This is a genomic window from Nitrospirota bacterium, from assembly GCA_040757335.1.
Taxonomy (GTDB): Bacteria; Nitrospirota; Nitrospiria; order 2-01-FULL-66-17; family 2-01-FULL-66-17; genus JBFLXB01.
Map to the genome: position 1 here is coordinate 17670 of JBFLXB010000020.1, position 15852 is coordinate 33521.

The 15852-nt window shown below is 62.7% G+C and carries 14 protein-coding genes and 1 pseudogene; 8 read left to right on the forward strand and 7 right to left on the reverse strand.

The window, feature by feature from the left end; all coding sequences use genetic code 11:
* Positions 1–420: 420 nt before the first annotated feature.
* The gene (locus tag AB1451_11275; protein MEW6683484.1) at positions 421–852 is read right to left on the reverse strand and encodes a putative toxin-antitoxin system toxin component, PIN family; all 432 of its coding nucleotides are present in this window, start codon (positions 850–852) and stop codon (positions 421–423) included.
* Positions 853–862: 10 nt separating this feature from the next.
* Positions 863–1126, reverse strand: coding sequence for an AbrB/MazE/SpoVT family DNA-binding domain-containing protein (locus tag AB1451_11280; protein MEW6683485.1), 264 nt, complete (start codon positions 1124–1126; stop codon positions 863–865).
* An 800-nt stretch (positions 1127–1926) separates the two neighbouring features.
* Between AB1451_11280 and AB1451_11285 the strand changes: the two genes are divergently transcribed.
* From AB1451_11285 to AB1451_11295, 3 genes are read left to right on the forward strand one after another with little or no spacing between them, the layout of a single operon-like run.
* Positions 1927–2763 (forward strand): peptidylprolyl isomerase, encoded by an 837-nt coding sequence (locus AB1451_11285; GenBank protein MEW6683486.1) that lies wholly within the window; start codon positions 1927–1929, stop codon positions 2761–2763.
* The gene (locus tag AB1451_11290) at positions 2760–3740 is read left to right on the forward strand and encodes a HupE/UreJ family protein (protein MEW6683487.1); all 981 of its coding nucleotides are present in this window, start codon (positions 2760–2762) and stop codon (positions 3738–3740) included. The genes AB1451_11285 and AB1451_11290 overlap by 4 nt, the downstream gene beginning before the upstream one ends.
* Positions 3741–3800: 60 nt before the next feature.
* A complete protein-coding gene (locus AB1451_11295) occupies positions 3801–5702 on the forward strand; it encodes a DUF3604 domain-containing protein (GenBank protein ID MEW6683488.1) in 1902 nt (633 codons plus the stop codon).
* 262 nt (positions 5703–5964) lie between these two features.
* Here AB1451_11295 and AB1451_11300 read toward each other — a convergent pair whose 3' ends face one another.
* Positions 5965–7125, reverse strand: coding sequence for an ATP-binding protein (locus AB1451_11300; GenBank protein ID MEW6683489.1), 1161 nt, complete (start codon positions 7123–7125; stop codon positions 5965–5967).
* 140 nt (positions 7126–7265) lie between these two features.
* Between AB1451_11300 and AB1451_11305 the strand changes: the two genes are divergently transcribed.
* Positions 7266–9419, forward strand: a complete 2154-nt coding sequence (locus AB1451_11305) for a carbohydrate-binding family V/XII (GenBank protein MEW6683490.1) — start codon at positions 7266–7268, stop codon at positions 9417–9419.
* 12 nt (positions 9420–9431) lie between these two features.
* Here the strand turns inward: AB1451_11305 and AB1451_11310 are convergent, their stop codons facing one another.
* The 3 genes from AB1451_11310 to AB1451_11320 form a co-directional block, all read right to left on the reverse strand.
* Entirely contained in the window at positions 9432–9824 is a 393-nt protein-coding gene (locus tag AB1451_11310) for a type II toxin-antitoxin system VapC family toxin (GenBank protein MEW6683491.1), read from the reverse strand.
* Complete coding sequence (locus AB1451_11315; GenBank protein MEW6683492.1) at positions 9821–10051, reverse strand: hypothetical protein; 231 nt, start codon at positions 10049–10051, stop codon at positions 9821–9823. The genes AB1451_11310 and AB1451_11315 overlap by 4 nt, the downstream gene beginning before the upstream one ends.
* A 403-nt stretch (positions 10052–10454) precedes the next feature.
* Positions 10455–11588 carry an ATP-binding protein gene (locus tag AB1451_11320; GenBank protein MEW6683493.1) on the reverse strand — a complete coding sequence of 378 codons (1134 nt, stop codon included), beginning with the start codon at positions 11586–11588 and terminating at the stop codon, positions 10455–10457.
* A gap of 145 nt (positions 11589–11733) precedes the next feature.
* Here AB1451_11320 and AB1451_11325 point away from each other — a divergent pair, with 145 nt between their 5' ends.
* The 3 genes from AB1451_11325 (at position 11734) to AB1451_11335 (ending at position 14980) form a co-directional block, all read left to right on the forward strand.
* Positions 11734–12942 (forward strand): patatin-like phospholipase family protein, encoded by a 1209-nt coding sequence (locus AB1451_11325; protein ID MEW6683494.1) that lies wholly within the window; start codon positions 11734–11736, stop codon positions 12940–12942.
* Between the two features lie 67 nt (positions 12943–13009).
* A complete protein-coding gene (locus AB1451_11330) occupies positions 13010–14185 on the forward strand; it encodes an ATP-binding protein (GenBank protein ID MEW6683495.1) in 1176 nt (391 codons plus the stop codon).
* A 48-nt stretch (positions 14186–14233) separates the two neighbouring features.
* Positions 14234–14980, forward strand: coding sequence for a phospholipase D-like domain-containing protein (locus AB1451_11335; protein MEW6683496.1), 747 nt, complete (start codon positions 14234–14236; stop codon positions 14978–14980).
* On the opposite strand, the gene AB1451_11340 is transcribed toward AB1451_11335, so the two are convergent.
* A complete protein-coding gene (locus AB1451_11340; GenBank protein ID MEW6683497.1) occupies positions 14905–15126 on the reverse strand; it encodes a hypothetical protein in 222 nt (73 codons plus the stop codon). The two genes, AB1451_11335 and AB1451_11340, sit on opposite strands and share 76 nt — an antisense overlap.
* 123 nt (positions 15127–15249) lie before the next feature.
* On the opposite strand from AB1451_11340, the pseudogene AB1451_11345 reads away from it, so the two are divergent.
* Positions 15250–15780 (forward strand): annotated as a pseudogene (locus AB1451_11345) (hypothetical protein).
* Positions 15781–15852 lie beyond the last annotated feature (72 nt).

The window sequence follows — 15852 nt, forward strand, 5'->3', positions numbered from 1 at the left end:
TTGGCGTTGCGCGATCTCAGTGCAGTCGACGGGAAGCCGAGCTACAGGGCTCACAAGTGATTTGAAATTATGAGAGAGGGAGGTGCTGGTAACCTGCTGGGTGTACGTGGCAGGTCATCAGCTTCTAAGTCTTTGAAATTGGTGGAGGGTACCGGGATCGAACCGGTGACCTGCTGATTGCGAACGGACAACACGGGTTGTGGCTTCGGGCTTGATGTTGCGACGGTTTCCCCGTTTTCTTTGGCAAAACAGCGACGTTGTTCGATTTCAGGGATTCTACGGATTCCAAGAGTGCTTGGCTTTTTCGACGATTGCTAATTTAGCACAAGCTGGTGGGGTGAACCCTCTGTTGAAACAATCTTCGGGTCTTACGGCCATGAGGGTCGCCGAAAGATTCGGTAGCTCCCGCTGGCCGCGGTATCAAGGGCCTTCGGACAATGCGTTTCGGAATGCAAGGAGAAACTCGCCGGGCGTCACGATCTGAAAGCGAACGGCTTGCCGCACTCTTGGTTGGTGGAAGTGCTTCGTATTCCAAGTCACGAGATAATCGGCCTCGGCCTCAATGGCCGCTGCCAGGATCGGCGCATCATTGGAATGGATCACGCCGGAAAGACGGGAGACCTCCGTAGGAGCTGGATCGTCGACAAGGGTAGGCGCGATCGACTGGATCAACAGGCGATAGTCAGCCACCAATCCGGGCAGCTTCTCGGAGAGGTTGCGGTCGGCTTCGGTCAGGACTTGTGGAGACACCAACGTTTCGACGACGCCGGCCTCGCACAGGCGCAGGACCTCGCGCGCCGCGCCCGTCTGCGAGATCAGGCCCGCAATCAGGGCGCTGGTATCGAGGAACACCCGCCATCGCTTAGCCTCCATACCGTTCTCGGTTGTACCGGCGCCGCTGTTTCTCCAAATCGCGCAACAGATCCTCGAGCGTCAGTCCCTCTTTTTTCAGTTCCCGAGCGGCTTTCTTGGCCACAGCGTCGCCGATCAACTTCTTGGGCGTCAACACGAGCGCGTCTCCGGCCCTGACTACGCTCAGCGTCGTCTCCTCGTCCAATCGCAGTTCCTTCCGTAGCGAAGCCGGAATCGTCAGTTGTCCCCTGCCCCAGACCTTGACCACCGCCATCGCGATTCCTCCAGTTCAGACTATCCGATCAATCTGAAATTCAGTATAATGCTGATCGTTGTAGGAATCAAGCGGAGCCGCGATCTGATCCCGAAGGACTGAAGACTGGTGGCCGTGGGCCCGCTGAGCCACCGATATCGCGCCTCCAGGCATTCACCGTCCAGAAAGGACTATCGTCTAACGGGCGACCGGTCCACGCTTCACGACATATTCTTGCGCTGGGCGCAATCGTGCGTATTCCAGGGTGAAGAAGTATTTTCGCACGTCGCCGTGAATGAGCTTTGTAGCGGCGTTGCCTATCTCGCGGCAGGGGAAAATGACCATAAGCCGTGACCTGCTGATTTTATACTCAGCAGGTCATCAGGCTTCTAAGTCTTTGAAATGGTGGAGGGTACCGGGATCGAGCCGGTGACCTGCTGATTGCGAACGGACAACACGGGTTGTGGCTTGGGGCTTGATGTTGCGACGGTTTCCCCGTTTTCGTTGTCAAAACAGCGGCGTGGCTTGATTCTGCTGATTCTACGGATTCCAAGAGTTCTTGTCCTTCTCGATGATTTCTAACACGAATTAGCACACTCGGCTGGGGTGACCCCCTCTGTTGAGACAGTCTTCCGTTGTCACACTGGGTTGATTGAGCAGCACCAAAAGGTCAGACCGGACCTTCCGACCAGCCTCGCTCTGTAGGTCAATAGTGATCTGGCACCGAGAGTCATTGAAATGTGGTGCCGTTTGCGACGATAATCCGCCAACGCAACCGTCCGCGTCGTTCAACCATCGGCCCGAGAAAGCATTCCGTAACGGTGAAGCGCTGGCTCAAGGAACCATTGCTCCATTTTCTCCTTATTGGCGGGCTGCTGTTTTCGGCTTATGCCTGGCTCAATCGCGGGGAGGCGGAACCGCGCGTCGTGCGCATCACGGCGGCGGAGGTGGACTGGCTCAAGGAGACGTGGGCGCGTCAGTGGCAGCGGCCGCCCGACGAACGGGAGCTCCGCGGCCTCGTGACGGACTACCTGAAGGAGGAGCTTCTCGCCCGCGAAGCGCAGGAACTTGGGTTGGACGAGAACGACACCGTCGTGCGCCGTCGGTTGGCGCAGAAGATGGAGTTTCTCGTCCAGGACACGGCGCAGCTTGCCGAACCGGCCGAGGAAGAGTTGCGCCGGTTGTATGATATTGACCGCGTGCGATACGTCACGCCAGCTCGCATTTCGTTTTCCCAACTCTATTTCAAAACCGAATCGGCCTCCCAGCAGGGGCTGAAGGCGCTTGCAGCTGACCCCGCGGCCGAGCCGGGCGAGCGGACGTTACTGGAGCGCGACTACACCGGGGTGGATGAGCAGACGGTGACCAGTCTCTTCGGGCCGGAGTTTACCGATAGGGTGTTCACCCTGCAGTCCGGTTCCTGGCAGGGCCCGGTGAAGTCTGGTTACGGGTTTCATCTCGTCTGGATCGACGTGAGGGAGGCCGCCGAGCCGCGCCCGTTCGAGGAGGTGCGCGCACAGGTGGCGGAAGAGTGGCGTCACGCGCAGCAGACCCAGGCGAACAAACAGTTTTTTGCCTCGCTGTTCAAAAAATACGATATCCAATTGGATGAAAGCGTCAAACCATTGATCTGGCCGCTGACGGAGATAGTGAGATGAATCGGGCGGTCGCGATGGCGCTGCTGTTGATGGCCGCCGGTCCGGTCTGGGCTCATGAAGTCCGCCCGGCCTATCTTCAGCTGCACGAGGAACGGGCCGGTGAGTTTCGCGTGCTCTGGAAAACGCCAATGCAAGGGGAGTTGCGGTTGGCGCTGTCGCCGGAATTCTCCGGGCGCACTGAGCCGCTCACGCCTGTCACGGAGCGACAGTCCGGCGCCGCTGAGGTGCAGACGTGGCGGTTGAAAGCGATCAACCCCTTGCGCGGCCAATCGGTGCGCATTGACGGGCTCGAAGCGACGATGACCGACGCCCTGGTGCGTATCGAATTCGCCGATGGTACGACCTGGACGCAACGGTTGACGCCGGGTCGACCCGTGGCGGTGATTCCCGCGAGTCAATCAGGTCTGACGGTGGCGGGCATCTATCTCACGCTCGGGGTCGAGCACATCCTGCTTGGTGTGGACCACCTGCTGTTCGTGCTCGCGCTTCTGCTGATTGCCAACGGGACCCGGCGTCTGGTCAAAACCGTCACCGCCTTCACCGTGGCGCACAGCGTCACGCTGGCGCTGGCGACGCTCGGGTTCGTGCACGTGCCGCAGGCGCCGGTCGAGGCGGTCATTGCACTGTCGATCGTCTTCGTGGCCGCTGAGATCGTTCACGCGCGTGCCGGGCGGGAGGGACTGACGGCCCGTGCGCCCTGGATCGTGGCGTTCACGTTCGGGCTGCTGCACGGTTTCGGCTTTGCCGGCGCCTTAAGCGAAATCGGTCTGCCGCAGGGACAGATCCCGATTGCGCTGCTCTTTTTTAATCTCGGCGTTGAGGCCGGCCAGCTGATGTTTGTCGCCGCCGTGCTGGCCGTTATCGCCATCATCCGACGCACCCGCATGCCGATCCCGCTCTGGGCGAAGCTGGTGCCGGCCTATGCCATCGGCAGCGTGGCCATGTTTTGGGTCATTCAGCGAATCGCATCATTTTAAATAACCAACAAGGAGCCAATGACCATGCTCAGACAGAAGATATGGAAAGCGATGCTCCCGATGGTGCTCGTCGTCGCCTTCGTGGTGCCGGCATTTGCCGCGGAGCAGGAACTACAGACCGACCTGGGCGCGATCGACAAAGAGGCTGTCGGACAGGCCTTCAAGAAGCCGGGTTATTCGCCGTACGCAGGGCGCAACTTCCCCACGCGGCCCTACTTCGGCGACACGCACCTGCACACCGCGATCTCGCTCGATGCCGGTGCCGTCGGCGCGAAGGTGGGGCCGGACACCGCCTATCGCTTCGCCCGGGGCGAGGAAGTGACGACCTCCACCGGCCAGCCGGCGAAGCTGTCGCGTCCGCTCGACTTCCTGGTGGTCAGCGATCACGCCGAAGCCTTCGGCGGCATGGTCGAGGTCATCAAGGGCAATCCCGCGCTGTTGGCCGATCCGCAAGTCAAGCAATGGCACGATATGATCGCCGCCGGCGGCGACACGGCGGTCAAGGCCGCATGGGACATGATCGGCGCGCTTTCTGCCAACAAGCTGCCGAAGGTGATGACCGATCCGGCGTTCATCCGCTCGGTCTGGGAGCCCTACATCAAGACCGCCGACCGGTTCAATGAGCCGGGCAAGTTCACCGCCTTCATTGGTTACGAGTGGACCAGCATGCCGGACGGCGACAACCTGCACCGCAACGTCATCTTTCGTGACGGCGCGGACAAGGCCATCCAGTCCTTCCCCTTCTCGGCCACCGACAGCGAAAACGTGGAAGATCTGTGGAAGGTGCTGGCCGCCTACGAGGAGAAGACGGGCGGCCGGGTGTTGGCGATTCCGCACAATGGCAATGTCAGCGGCGGGCGAATGTTCGCGCTGGCCGATTTCCTGGGCAATCCGCTCACCCGCAAGTACGCCGAGGCGCGCGCCCGCTGGGAGCCGGTGGTCGAGGTCACCCAGCAGAAGGGCGACAGCGAGTCGCACAGGTTTCTGTCCCCCAATGACGAGTTCGCGGGTTATGAGGCCTGGGACAAGATGAACCTCAACGGCACCAAGTTGCACAAGGACGAATATTTCCAATCCGAATACGCGCGCGCCTCACTCAAGAACGGCTTGAAACTTGAACAGCAGCTCGGTGTCAACCCCTTCAAGTTCGGCATGATCGGCAGCACCGATGCGCATACCGGCATCTCGGCAGTGGAAGAAGAAAACTTCTTCTCCAAAGCCCCACCCTACGAGCCAAGCGCCGAGCGGACAACGCACGTGTTCACGAAGTCCGGCGACAAGACAGTGATGTCGTGGGAACTCGCCGCCTCGGGTTATGCGGCGGTCTGGGCTACGGAAAACACGCGCGAGGCGCTGTGGGATGCGATGAAGCGCAAGGAGGTCTACGCCACCACCGGCCCGCGCATGATGGTGCGCTTCTTCGGCGGCTGGGACTTCGAGGCCACGGACGCACTGAGCCGGCTGCCGGCGGCCGTTGGCTACACCAAGGGCGTACCCATGGGCGGTGATTTGCGCGATGCCCCGAAAGGGAAGTCGCCGACGTTTCTCGTCGCCGCCCTCAAGGACCCGATCGGCGCGAATCTGGATCGCATCCAGATCATCAAAGGCTGGCTGGACGCCAAGGGCGAGGTGCACGAGAAGGTCCACGACGTCGTGTGGTCGGGCGGGCGCAAGCCGGATGCGAAAACCGGCAAGTTGCCGCCGGTCGGCAATACCGTGGATGTGCAGAATGCACTTTGGACCAACACGATCGGCGACCCGGAGCTGATCACGGTGTGGACGGATCCGGATTTCGACCCCACCCAACGCGCCTTTTACTACGCCCGCGTCATCGAAATCCCAACGCCGCGCTGGACGGCCTATGACGCGAAATACTTCAAGGTCACGTTGCCGAAGGAGGTACCGATGACCACGCAGGAACGGGCCTATACGTCGCCGATCTGGTACTCGCCGGGGAAGTAAATGGAGAGGTCGAAGAGTCGCAGGGTCGACGAGTCGAACATGTTTGACCCCTTCGACTCTGTGACTCTGGGACCCTGCGACTAACGGTTCAACCCATGGAGAAGGCGAAGCGAATTGACGACCTGTGGATTTGGCAACAAGCCCGCGATCAATGTGTGCGGCGGTGGCAATGATGCCGGGGTCTATCTGGAGGACGCGTTCTTCTCCGGCGAACCGTGAGTGCGGCTCCTAATTGCGATGCGATTGCGGCGTTCACCCAACGTCACTTGAGGTCGGCGAGGTCCGTCCACACCCGACCAAGGGGCAGCGCGGTTGTCTTTGGCCCCATTGAGAAAGTGTCTTTGCCCGCATGGATGACGTAAAGGTGAGACAGACGGAGGTTGGCGAGTGCGGAGCGCATCGAGGGGGTCACTTGGGGCGCGTCGGTGTGTTTCACTTCGAAGCCCAGGCGCACCCGGCCGCGTGCAATCAGAAGGTCGAGTTCCGCTCCGGAATGGAGACCCCAAAAGAAGCACTCCCGAGGATGGGCGCCGAGGCGGTTGATGATTTGGCCGATCGCGAAACCTTCCCAGGACGCGCCCCGTTTGGGATGACCGAGCAGGTCATCGCGCGTACCCACGCCGAGCATGGCATGCAGCAGCCCGCTGTCCGAGAGGTAGACCTTGGGCGCTTTGACCGCGCGCTTGCCGGCGCTCTCGTGCCAGGGCGGCAGTCGAAATGCGACAAACGTCGCGACCAGAAAATCGAGATAGGCGCGCACGGTCTTTTCCGACACGCCGAACGCCCGGGCGAGTTCGGCCCCATTCCAGGTCTGCCCGTGATAGTGAGCCAGCATGTTCCAGAAGCGCCCGATGACCGCGGGCGAGAGGCGAAGTTCCAACTCCGAAATCTCCCGCTCGATGAAGGTCGCGATGAACTGTCGGCGCCAGAGGAAACTCGCCGCATCCGTTTTGGCGGTAAACGACAGCGGGAATCCGCCTCGCAGCCACAGACGGTCGATCGCGCGCAGTCCGACTTCGGACAGATCGAACCCGGAGAGTTCGTGGTACGCGATGCGTCCAGCGAGCGTTTCGGAGCTCTGGCGCAAGAGCGGCGGGGAAGCACTGCCGAGCACAATGAAGCGAGCGGGTCGAGGGCGTCGATCCGCGAGCACGCGCAACACGGGAAACAGGTCAGGACGTCGCTGGATCTCGTCGAGCACGACCAGGCCCTTGAGCCCTTCCAGGGCAAGCATGGGCGTGTCGAGCCGCGCCAAGGCCCGAGGGTCTTCGAGATCGAAGAACGTCGTACGGTCGCCGGTTTGCTCGGCCAACGCGCGCGCGAGCGTGCTCTTGCCCACCTGTCGTGCGCCGATCAGGCCCACAACCGGAAACTGTCTGAGCAGACGCTGCAGGACGGCCAGGTGTCGGGAACGAGCGAGCATGGCGCATATCTTACCACGAAAATCAGGAGTCTAACTCCCGTTTTTCCTGGTGATCATCTTGGCCCGTTCTGTCTCCGGGCAATGCGATCGCGCGTAGCTCGAAGCAGGCGGGTCAACAGAGGCAACGGGGGAAACCGTACATGAAGAAAGTCGTCGCCTGCGCGATCGTCGCGCTGGGGATCTGGACTGACGCGGCCGAGGCGGTCGACTGGCCGCAGGAGATCGACGCGCCGGAGGGAAAGATATTCGTCTACCAACTGCAGCCGGAGAAGCTCAGCGGCAATGTGTTGACTGGACGGGCCGCGACGGCGATCGAGCTCAAAGACAAACCTGAGCCGGTCTTCGGGGCGTTTTGGTTCTCCGCAAAGATTGACACGGACCAGGACGAGGGCACGGCGCTCGTGCGCGACCTGCACGTGACCAAGGTGCGCTGGCCGGACTCGACCGAAGCGGGCCAGGCCCGGTTCACGGAGATCGTCAACAACGCGGTGCCCAAGGCGGGCTTTGAGATTTCACTGGAGCGGCTTTCCGCGAGCCTCGCGAGCGCGGAGCGCGAGCAACGCAGTCTCGCCTCGCTGAAGAACGATCCGCCTGCGATTGTGTTCAGCGAGGAGCTCGCGGTGCTGCTGCTCTACGACGGCGCGCCGCGCTTTCGAGCGATCGAGAACAGCGGCTACGAGCGCGCGCTCAATACGCCGTTCGCGGTCGCGCGCGACGCGAAGACGAAGCGGGTCTATTTGAGCAGCGGGACGCTCTGGTACAGCGCAGACGACCCATGGGGTCCGTTCGCGCCCACGCAATCGCCGCCCGCGGATCTGGTCAAGATGCTGCCCCCGCCGGACAAGGACATCCCGGCACCCGCGAAGCCGCCGAAGATCGTGGTCGCAACCAAGCCCACGGAACTGATCGCCACCGACGGCACGCCCAAGTGGAAGGCGCTGGCGGGGGACAAGCTGCTCTACGTCGAAAACACCGAAACACCGTGGCTGCGCGCCATCTCGGACCAACAGATGTACGTGCTGCTTTCAGGCCGCTGGTATCGCGCCAAGACGCAGAAGGGCCCCTGGTCGTTCGTGCGGCCCGATCAACTCCCCGTGAGCTTCAAGGACATCCCTCCGGACTCGCCGATCGGGGGCGTGCGCACCTCGGTCGCGGGAACACCGGAAGCCGAGGAAGCCGTGCTCGCCGCCGCGATTCCCCAGACCGCCGCCATCAAGCGCAGCGAGGCGAAGCTGGAGGTCCAATACGACGGCGCGCCGAAGTTCGAGAAGATCGCGGGCACCAACGTGTCCTATGCGGTCAACACCGGCGCGCAGGTGCTGGAGATCAACCAGCGCTATTACGCGGTGGACAACGGCGTGTGGTTCACGTCCGCGTCCCCCACCGGTCCTTGGACCGTGGCGGACAAGGTTCCGAAGGAGGAAATCGACAAGATTCCACCTAGTTCGCCCGTGTACAACGTGACCTACGTCACCATCTACGATTCCACACCGGAGGTGGTGTACGTGGGATACACGTCAGGCTACCTCTGGTCTTACCCCTATTACGGCGTGCCGGTGTACGGCACCGGCTGGTACTACCCCCCGTATTGGGGTCCCGTCTACTACTACCCGCGGCCGCCCACGTGGGGTTTCCATGTCGGGTACAACCCGTGGACCGGCTGGAACTTCGGCGTGAGTTGGACCAACGGATTCTTCAGCTTCGGCGTGAGCTGGGGCGGCGGCTACGGCCCCTATCCTCCGTATCGCTGTTGCGGCGGCTGGTACGGGGGCGGGTATCGTCCGCCGATGGTAGTCCACCATGGTGACATCAACATCGGCAACACCATCAACGCCGGCAATCGCGCAAACGTCAGCGACCGAATGGCTGCCGCAGGCGACCGCGCTCGCCCCGGCCAGAACAATAATCTGTACAACCGACCGGAGAACCGCGCGCGCGTAGCGGACCGCGCCACCGCAACCCGCGACCTCCAACAGCCCCGACCAGCGACCGGGCGAGACAACAACGTGTACGCGGATCGCAACGGCAACGTGGCGCGGCGCACCGGCGATCAATGGGAAACGCGCGACCAAGGCGTCTGGAAGCCCGAGCCTTCCGTGGACGACCGGACGCCTGAGCCACGCCAGCCGCAAACGCCGCCCTCGCGCGAAACGCGCCCCGCCCCAACGCCTTCAACGCCGTCGTTCGACCGGGCCGACATGAATCGGTCGTACCAAGCGCGGCAGTCAGGCGCCGCGCAGGAGCGCATGCGCCCGGCGCCGCGTGCAGGAGGCGGAGGCGGGCGCAGACGGTAGGCGGCCACGCAGCTAAATGAGTTCGATTTCTGCGTGATGTCCGGCGGCCGCGGCAAGACCCGCATCGCGGGTTACCAACGGTGCGGCAAGGGCCTCTGCCAGGACAAGATAGGCCGCGTCGTAGGCAGTGACGTTGTGACGCAGCTCCCAGATCCGGGGGAGAAACGGGTCATGAGGGTAACGGGTCATCGGGAAATCGGTGAGGTCTTCCAGCGCCTCGAGTCCCCGAGCGGGATCGAGTTGGCCGCTCAGGGCATAGCGGCGAAGCACCTGCGCGACTTCAACATCCAGCAGATGAGGAGCATGAAGGGTCTCGTTCGCGGCAAAAAGCCGCTCACGGACCAGCGGTGCAGAAGGGGTATTGAGCAGGACTTCAAGCATCGCCGAGGCGTCGACAACGATCACCGGGGCTCGCGTTCGGCCCTGACGGCCTTGGCCGGAGGAACTTTGGGGGTAACCGACGTTCGGCGCTCGAGTCGGTTGATCAATTCGCCGACCGTGGGGCGTTCTGCGACGCGCCTGACCTCCTCAAGGAGGTAATCGGACAACGAAAGTCCTGCGAGAGCCGCTCTGGCCTTGAGTTTGCGATGGAGTTCGTCGGGGACGTGACGAAGCTGGATCATCTTGGACATGCGCGTATTATGACTGCATGTTATCCACATGTCAATATCGTGAGGCCATGCGGCGCGTAATGACAGCCGGAAGGAATTCGGGGCGGACCCCATGAGGACATCGGTTTCCATTCCACCGGGATCACGGATCCGAACACGGGCGCGCCGGCCGGCGATGACGGCGTGGGCAGCGAGCTGAAACTCGCCGCGCGTTAGCGGGACGGGTGTCCAGGAGCTCCGTGCCGACCTGACGCGCTGCCCAGTCCCGCCGCACCCGCGTCAGGCGCCAGGGAGTCTTGAGAATTCTAAAGCGGACTGGATGGAGCGAGCTACAACGAAAGGTCATCGCGTGCGAACGATTGTTCGCGAAATTGTTTACCCTCGCATCGGTTGTGGTCAATCTCGTGTCCTTGGACCGCCGGCCTCAAGGAGCCGGAATGCCCTGCGGGTTGCAGACCGTGACTTCGAGCCGGTTGAATCGCTTCACATAGGCGGGACCGTGGTGTGGTGTGACGAGATAGTTCTTGCCTTTCGGGTAGTGCGATCGGAATATCTCCAGGGCCCCCGGGGCGAACTCCGAGGGGTTCCACTTGCACTCGATGGCATCCACCACATCGCGGGGACGTACGAGGACGAAGTCCACCTCGCGCCCGGCTTTATCTCGCCAGTAGCGGATCGGCAGGTTCGGGACATGCGCCTGCAGGTGCTCCAGCACGATGTGCTCCCAAAGCACGCCGTAGTCCTCGGGGCGCAGCGGCTCCCAGCCGCGCGCGAAGCTCACGAAGCCCGAGTCGAATCCGTAGACCTTGGGCATCTTCACCAGCTCCTTCTGGCCGCCGCCGTGGAAGGGGCGCACGCGGGTGATGGCCTGCGTGATCTCCAGAGCCCGCAGATGGCTCTCGACGGTGGGCCGCGAGATGCCGAGGGCCGCGGCGGCCCGCGTCTGCTCCAGTTGCCCCCCGCTCTGGCGCAGGACGTACTCGAAGAGCGCGTTGAAGCGGGTGATGTCTCGGAAGGCGAAGAGCCGCTGGATGTCCCGCGCAAAGAAGGAGTCCATCCATTCGCGGTAGAACGACGGCATCTTCGCGTCGGCGAGCAGCGTCTGGGGGAGACCGCCGTGGTACAGGCGTTTCAGCAGAGTAGCCCCGAAGGCGCCGAGCTCGGTCCACAACACGGGCACCAGATGCAGCTCACGCTTTCGTCCCGTGAGGGTGTCGCGAAACTTCCTGCTGGCAGCCAGCGTGGAGGAGCCGGTGGCCAGGATCCGGAGATGGGGGAACAGGTCGGCCCCGACCTTCAGCACGCGGCTGGGGTCGCGCAGTTGGTGGATCTCGTCGAAAATGACCGCCGGCTTGGGACAGTTGCGGTAGAACAGGACCGGATCGCGCACCATGTCTTCGACCGCCGGCAGGTCGCAGTTGACATAGAACGTCTGCTCGGCGCCGAGGCTCTGCGCCAGGGTGGTCTTGCCGGAGCGCCGGACGCCGGAGAGCCAGACAATGGGGGCTTCCCGCCAGGCGCTCTCAATGCGTGCTTGCCAAAAGGGTCGGGTTATCATGAATATCGTACTTTGCATTTAGTGTGACTTTTTGTCAAGTACGAAATCTGAGAGGCACTTCATATATCTCATCACACCGTCGGTGGCGGACTGGATAGAGTCGGGTTACAACGAATAGAGTCGGGTTACAACGAAAGGTGATCGCATGCGAACGATTGTTGTGAAATTGCTTACCGTCGCGTTGGTTGTGGTCATCGGAACCGTGGTCGTCGGCTGTGCCTCGGCGCCGCGGCGACCGGATCGGACAGTGCAGGATCTGTTCGCGGCTCGGCAGATCGATGACGTGGCGAGAGCCAAACAAACCCGCCAGTTCATGCAGAAGCTGTTGGAGCGTGTCGAGCGCGAAACCGAAGCCTCAGCGCAGGGTGTGAAGGTGACCAAGTGGAAGACCATCGACGTCCTCGTCATCTCGGGCGGCGGGGACTGGGGCGCGTTCGGCGCCGGTGTGTTGAAGGGCTGGGGGAAGGTCAAGGGCGAGCTGGCGCGGCCGCAGTTCGACGTGGTCACGGGCGTCAGCACGGGGGCGTTGATCGCTCCCTTTGCGTTCCTGGGCGACAATGAATCCTATGACCGCGTGGTCCAACTGTATCGCCATCCCCAGAAGGACTGGGCGGTCTCGCGCGGTACGTTGTTCTTCTTGCCGAACAACCCGTCGTTCTTTGCGCTGCCCGGTCTGGAACGCGAAGTGCGCACGGCGCTGGACCGTCCGATGCTGGAGCGCATCGCGGCGCAGGACGGCAACGGTCGCGGACTGCTGGTGAACACCACGAACATCGACTTCGGCAGCATGCATGCGTGGGACATCGTGGCCGAGGCCAAGACGGCGCTGGCCAAGAACGATCCCGACTGGGTGCACAAGATCCTGCTGGCCAGCGCGGGCATACCCGGTATTTTCCCGGCACGGGACATCGGTGAGTACCTCTACGTGGACGGCGCCATCACCGGGAACATTCTATACGGCGGGCGAGTGCGTCAAGAGGACAGCCTGCCCGCGTTGTGGGAGGCGAGACATCCCGGTGAGCCGATGCCGCTCCTGCGTTACTGGGTCATCTTCAACAACCAGTTCCGTTTTCCGCCCCAAGTGACGAAAGGGCGCTGGCCCGACATCATGACCCGCGCCACGATCATGTCCACCCAGACTTCCACCGTCAATTCCATGCGCCACCTCTTTGCACTGGCGGAAATCGCGAATCTCAAGCACAGCGGAGAAATACAGGTGCGCGTGATGGCGGTCCCTGACGAGTGGGTGCCGCCCAAGCCCGGCACGTTTCAGATCGAGGTGATGAACACCTTGGCTGATCTGGGCGAGCAAATGGGCGCCGATCCCACCAAGTGGCGGACAGAGCCGCCGTGAGAACAATCGCGGCGGGCGTCAGGATAGAACTTGAGAAATCTAAAGAGTAAGTTTATAAATCTCAACTATGAGATACGTTCGACGCCGCTTAGAGGCTCAGATCCGGAAAGCCGTCAAAGACTTTCCCGCGGTCATCCTCACAGGGCCCCGCCGGGCCGGGAAGACCTGGCTGCTCCGGCACCTGTTCCCCAGGGCCAGTTATTTCCTGCTGGAAGATCCGGACATCGTGGCGCGGCTCCGGGCCGACCCGCAGGGATTTCTCGATGCCGTGAAGACGCCCGCGATCCTCGACGAGGTACAGAACGTCCCCGAGGTTTTCGCGTTGGTCCGCTCGCGTATCGATCGCCGGCCGCGGCGCGCCGGCCAGTGGGTGCTGACGGGCTCGCAAGAGGCGCCGTTGATGCGGGGCGTATCGGAATCGATGGCCGGCCGCGCGGCGGTGTTTCAGTTGTACCCGCTGTCCGTGCGCGAGACGCCGAAGGTCACGCTGCTGCACGGGGGCTATCCCGAGGCCGTGGCGAGACCGGGCGGCGCGAGGCTGTGGTTTAGCTCCTACCTCCAGACCTACCTGGAGCGGGACGTGCGAGCGGTTACGGCGGTCAGGGACCTCGCCACGTTCAGGCGGTTTCTGGCGTTACTGGCGAGCCGGCACGGGCAGGTGTTGAACAAGACCGATCTGGCCGCGCCAGTCGGCGTCAGCGTGCCGACGATCACGCAATGGCTCGGGGTACTGGAGATGACGGCGCAGATTCTGATCGTTCCCCCGTACTATCAGAACTTCGGCAAACGGCTGATCAAATCGCCGAAAGTGTATATCGCCGACTCCGGCCTTGCTTGTCATCTGCTGGGAATCGACACGGCAGCCGAATTGGCCAAGTCGCTGTTCCTGGGCACGCTGTTCGAGGGTTTCATCGCGTCGGAAATCGTCAAAGGTCAGGTCAATGCGGGCGGGCGGCGTGAACTGTATCACTTCCGGGACGAACAGGGATTGGAAGTGGACTTCGTGGTGCCGGGGCGTGGAGGATCCGTTTCGTTGGTGGAGTGCAAGGCCAGCAAGACGATCACGCCGGCGATGGCGGCGCCCATGCAGAGGCTGGCTCAGGCGATGAAGAAGAAGTGCCCCAAGCGGGCCGCCGTGGACATGTTTCTGGTTCACCAGGCGCCGAAGTCAGGCGCCGGAACACCGGCGGTGGCGCCGGGCGTGCGGGCGCTCTCCTGGCAGGGATTCTTGGAAAAGCCGTAACGGAACCGTGCTCGCGGCATGGCGCGCCGATCGACAATGCAGATCCCCGTGTCACCGTACACTGAGAGACGCACTCGGCCGTTGGTGGCGCTCGCGGCGCTGGGTCTGAGCGCCTGTGTCTCACTGCCGACCGGTTACCCCCGTACCGAATCGTCGGCATTGACCGAGACCAACGATACGTTGCTCGGGCGGGCGTTCGTGCCGCTCGTTGCGGAGCACCCCGGGGAGTCGGGATTTCTCGCGCTCGAGCGGGGGTTGGACGCGTTCGTCGCTCGCATCGTCCTGGCCGAGGCGGCGCAGAAGAGCCTGGATGCGCAGTACTACATCTGGCACGGCGATACGACCGGCCGCCTGCTCGCGGAGGCGCTGGTGCGCGCCGCGGAGCGCAGGGTGAGAGTGCGCCTGCTGCTGGACGACCTTGGTACCGCGGCCAAGGACGACGCGCTGGTGGCGCTCGACGCGCATCCGAACATCGAGGTCCGCCTGTTCAACCCAATCGCGCTGCGCACGGCGCGGGGCCTGGGCATGCTGCTCGACTTCGGGCGCGTCAACCGCCGCATGCACAACAAATCGTTTACCGCCGACAACCACGCCACCATCGTGGGCGGGCGCAACGTTGGCGACGAGTACTTCGAGGCTCGGCCCGATCTGGACTTCGGCGATCTCGATGTGCTGGCCATCGGCCCTGTGGTCAGCGAGGTGTCGTCGGCGTTCGATCTCTACTGGAACAGCGCGGCGGCGTTCCCGATCACGGCGTTGACAAACGTTCGCGTCTCCTTGCCCGGCACGAAATAGGGGGAGATGATCAGCAGCTCGCGGCGCGTGAGAGCGATGACCTTCCCGATCTGCGGACCGAGGTGCGTGGAGGTGTCCGCGGGGTCGGTCGCCACCTTGCGGGGATGATCGTAGCCCAGCCACGCGCGGCCCCAGACGAAGGACACCTTGCCCTGCCGCAATTGCGTGGCCAGGGCAGAGTTCTTCAGCGCCTGCGCATAGGCCGAGTCTTCCTGCGCCTCCCGATACGCGCGCAGTGCCTCGCGGCGTCGCGCCAGGTCCTCGGCCGCGGCAACTCCAACTGGCGGGGCCCGGTCTGGATGCCGGTGAACGCGATGATCATCCGGGCGTTGCTCAATTTCTACCTGTACTACGGTGACAACTTCAAGATCGAGTGCCCCACTGGGTCAGGGAAGATGATGAACCTCTTTGAGGTTTCCAAGGAGATCGCGGATCGGCTGAGCCGGATCTTCCTGCGTAATGAACAGGGGCAGCGGCCAGTCTATGGCGGCACGGAAAAGTTCCAGACCAATCCTCTCTGGCGAGACCATCTCCTCTTCTACGAATACTTCCACGGCGACAACGGCGCCGGGCTGGGCGCGAGCCATCAAACCGGGTGGACCGGGCTCGTGGCCAAGTCCATCCAGCTCTACGGCCTTCTGGATGCCAAGCGGGCGCTGGAGGGCGGCAAGCACGCCGCGTTCAAGAAGGGCACCCCGGATGCTGGGAGCGTGAAAGGGACCGACGCCCAAAAAGAAGACGTGACGATCGAGCTAAAGGCAATGAAGGCGGCTGACAAGGCGGAGGACAAAGCGCGATAGGGTTGGACGAGACGCGCGATGAGGCCGTCCGATGGGAAGACTGCGGAGTGCGACCTGTTCCAGGAGCGTTCC